We start from the raw sequence: 3,490 nt of genomic DNA on the forward strand, positions 1-3,490 counted from the left end.
CTACTCCTCAGCAGTTTCGACTCGACGATGACAGAACCGTGACCTGCACGAGTCCGGCCGAGGCGCGCATGTTGTGGCGCGAGACGATGGCGGCGGACGGCCTCTACCAGCACGCCGCCGCCCGCCTGCGACCCGAGGAGATCGTCTTGGACATCGGCGCGAACATCGGACTCGCCACGATGATGTTCGCGGAGAAGTGCCCCGGAATCGGGGTCATCGCCGCCGAGCCGGTACCGATGATCTTTCACTGCCTCCAGCGCAACATGGCCGCTCATGTGCCGCACGGGGTGTCGTTGCGGGTTGCGGTCGGTGCCGTGCCCAGGACTTTGCCGTTCACCTGGTACCCGCAGGCGTCGGCCAATTCCAGTCTGTATGCCGACCGCGAACGAGACGATGAGAACACCAGGATGTTTCTGCGCAACAGCGGCCTGGACGATGAATCAATCGGATACATCACTGCCGGGCTGCACGATGGCGAGCAGATCGACGTGGACGTGACCACGGTGTCGGCGGTGCTGGCCGAACACGCCCCCGACGCTCAGATCGGGCTGCTCAAAGTGGATGTGGAGCGGGCAGAATTGGACGTCTTGCGCGGCATTTCCGAAACGGATTGGCCCCGTATTCGTGCCGTCGTGGCCGAGGTACACGACACCGACGGCCGTTTGGCCCAGTTTTGCGAGTTGCTGAGCCGGCACGGACTGTCCCCGCACAACAGGCAAGACCCCTCCTTGGCCGGGACCGAACTGCACGAGGTCTACGCCGCCCGGCCCGCGGACTACTGACTCGATACAGACGCCGCCCGGCCGCGACCCGCTCGGCGACCAGGACGACGTGGTGGACCTGCGCGCGCTGGTCGCCGCCGAATCGGTACTGCGGGACCGTGAACCGGTCGTGGTCGTCGTAGTGTCCGTCGTGACTCGCGTGGCGATGTCCGGCGTGGATGTAGTCAACGTGATCGCCGTGGGAGACCGCGATGTGCCCGCAGCCGTCGCCGTGAACGTGGGCGGCGTCCCCAGCCGCCGGGCGGGCAGCTTCTCGGCCATGGCCTGCCAGCGCTGTTCCTTGTCGTCCCACGGCATCCAGCCGCTCGTGGATCGCAGCCTCCAACTGCAACGCCTCCGGCCGGCAATCAGCACCGTGGCGGGTCCACGCGGGTGGCGCTGGACAATGTGATGGGCGAGGTCACCGAGCATCTGGGCATCGACCTACCGGGGTTGCTCGCACACGTCGCGATCGGACCCGCGGTGAACGAACCCCAGGCCCGGCAGCCGGGATAGGCCGCCGGTTGCGTCGTTCGTGGCAGAACCTCGAATCCGCCCACAATTCGGCGAGTTCTACAGCAACCCCTATCTATCGCGACGCGGCTGGACCGTTGGTGGGCCATGGCCCACCAACGGTCCAGCCGCACTCGCTCTCAGATGTAGGTGAAGGCGACGCCGTTGCTGGTACCACCCCCGGTCGTGGCGGTGATCTGTACTGTTCCGGCTGCCTCTGCCGGGGCCACGGCGGTGATCTGGATTGCGGAATCAACCGTGAACGAGGTCGCCGGTGTCCCACCGAAACTCACGGCCGTGGTCCCGGTCAGGTCCGTCCCGGCGAGCACGACCGTCGTCCCGCCGGTGATCGGTCCTACGTTCGGCACCGCCGCGATCAGGGTAGGAACCGCGACATAGGTGAAGGAGACACCGTCGACCGTTCCTCCTGCGGTGGTGACGGTGACGAGCACGGTCCCCGCCGATCCGGCAGGGGTCACTGCCGTGATCTGGGTGGCGGAGTCGACCGTGAACGAGGTCGCCGGTGTCCCACCGAAACTCACCGCCGTCGCGCCGGTCAGGTCCGTTCCGGCGAGCACGACCGTCGTCCCGCCGGTGATCGGTCCTACGTTCGGCACCGCCGTGATCAGAGTAGGAACCGCGACGTAGGTGTAGGCGACACCGTTGCTGGTTCCGCCGGCGGTGGTGGCGGTGACCAGCACGGTTCCCGCCGTCCCGAGCGGGACAACCGCGGTGATCTGAGTCGCGGAGTCGACAGCGAACGAGGCCGGCACACCTCCGAAACTGACCCCGGTGGCTCCTGCCAGGCCCGTTCCGGTCAGGGTGACGGTGGATCCGCCGGTCACCGGCCCGACGTTGGGCACCACCGTCGTCAGTGTCGGCACTGCTGCGTAGGTGAAGGAGACACCGTCGACCGTTCCTCCTGCAGTGGTGACGGTAACGAGCACGGTCCCCGCTGATCCGGCAGGGGTCACTGCCGTGATCTGGGTGGCGGAGTCGACCGTGAACGAGGTCGCCGGTGTACCACCGAAATCCACCGCGGTGGCGCCGGTGAGGGCTGTGCCGGTGAGCACGACGGTCGTCCCACCTGCGACCGGCCCTGAACTGGGAACGATGGCGGTCAGGGCCGGCGCGGCGATATAGGTGTAGGAGACGCCGTTGCTCGTACCGCCCGCGGTCGTGACGGTCACCAGGACCGCCCCGGCTGCCTCCGCCGGGGCGACCACGGTGATCTGGGTAGCGGAATCGACCGTGAACGAAGTCGCCGGTGTCCCACCGAAACTCACCGCCGTCGCACCGGTCAGGTTCGTCCCGGTGAGCACGACCGTCGTCCCGCCCGCCACCGGTCCCACGGTCGGCACCACAGTGGTCAACGTGGGTACCGCGACATAGATGTAGGAAACGCCGTTGCTTGTACCGCCGACGGTGGTGACGGTGACCTGCACCGTCCCGGCCGAACCCGCGGGGGTCACTGCCGTGATCTGGATAGCGGAGTCCACGGTGAACGAGGTCGCTGGTGTCCCACCGAAACTCACCGCAGTCGCACCGGTCAGAGCGGTGCCGGTTAGCACAACCGTGGTTCCGCCGGCCACCGAACCGGCATTCGGTACCACCGTGGTCAGCGTGGGTACCGCGACGTAGGTGTAGGCGACACCGTTGCTGGTTCCGCCGACCGTGGTGACGGTGACCTGTACCGTCCCGACCGCGTGGGCGGGGGCGACGGCGGTGATCTGGGTAGCGGAATCAACGGTGAACGAAGTCGTCGGTGTCCCAACGAAACTCACCGAGGTAGCGCCGGTCAGGTTCGTCCCGGTGAGCACGACCGTCGTTCCGCCGGCCACCGGTCCCATGGTCGGTACCACCGTGGTCAGCGTGGGTACCGCGACGTAGGTGTACGAGACGCCGTTGCTGGTTCCGCCCGCGGTGGTGACGGTGACCTGTACCGTCCCGGCCGAACCCGCGGGGGCGACGGCGGTGATCTGGGTGGCGGAATCAACGGTGAACGAGGTCGCTGGTGTCCCACCGAAACTCACCGCCGTCGCGCCGGTCAGGTTCGTGCCGGTCAGCACGACCGTCGTCCCGCCCGTCACCGAACCGGCACTCGGCACCACCGTGGTCAACGTGGGTACCGCGACGTAGGTGTACGAGACGCCGTTGCTGGTTCCGCCCGCGGTGGTGACGGTGACCTGTACCGTCCCGGCCGAACCCGCGGGGGC

Annotated in this window: 3 protein-coding genes; 2 read left to right on the top strand and 1 reads right to left on the bottom strand. The window is 67.5% G+C overall.

Going from position 1 to position 3,490, the window contains the following annotated elements:
* Nucleotides 1-146 precede the first annotated feature (146 nt).
* Entirely contained in the window at nucleotides 147-782 is a 636-nt protein-coding gene (locus ACFYTS_RS34140) for an FkbM family methyltransferase (RefSeq protein ID WP_387309425.1), read from the top strand.
* A gap of 52 nt (nucleotides 783-834) precedes the next feature.
* The gene (locus tag ACFYTS_RS34145) at nucleotides 835-1,173 is read left to right on the top strand and encodes a hypothetical protein (protein ID WP_387309426.1); all 339 of its coding nucleotides are present in this window, start codon (nucleotides 835-837) and stop codon (nucleotides 1,171-1,173) included.
* A 241-nt stretch (nucleotides 1,174-1,414) separates the two neighbouring features.
* Here the strand turns inward: ACFYTS_RS34145 and ACFYTS_RS34150 are convergent.
* Nucleotides 1,415-3,490 (bottom strand): beta strand repeat-containing protein (locus ACFYTS_RS34150; protein WP_387309427.1); only part of this gene is annotated, 2,076 nt, incomplete at its 5' end.

It is taken from the genome of Nocardia sp. NPDC004151 (assembly GCF_042874235.1).
In the GTDB taxonomy this organism is placed as follows: domain Bacteria; phylum Actinomycetota; class Actinomycetes; order Mycobacteriales; family Mycobacteriaceae; genus Nocardia.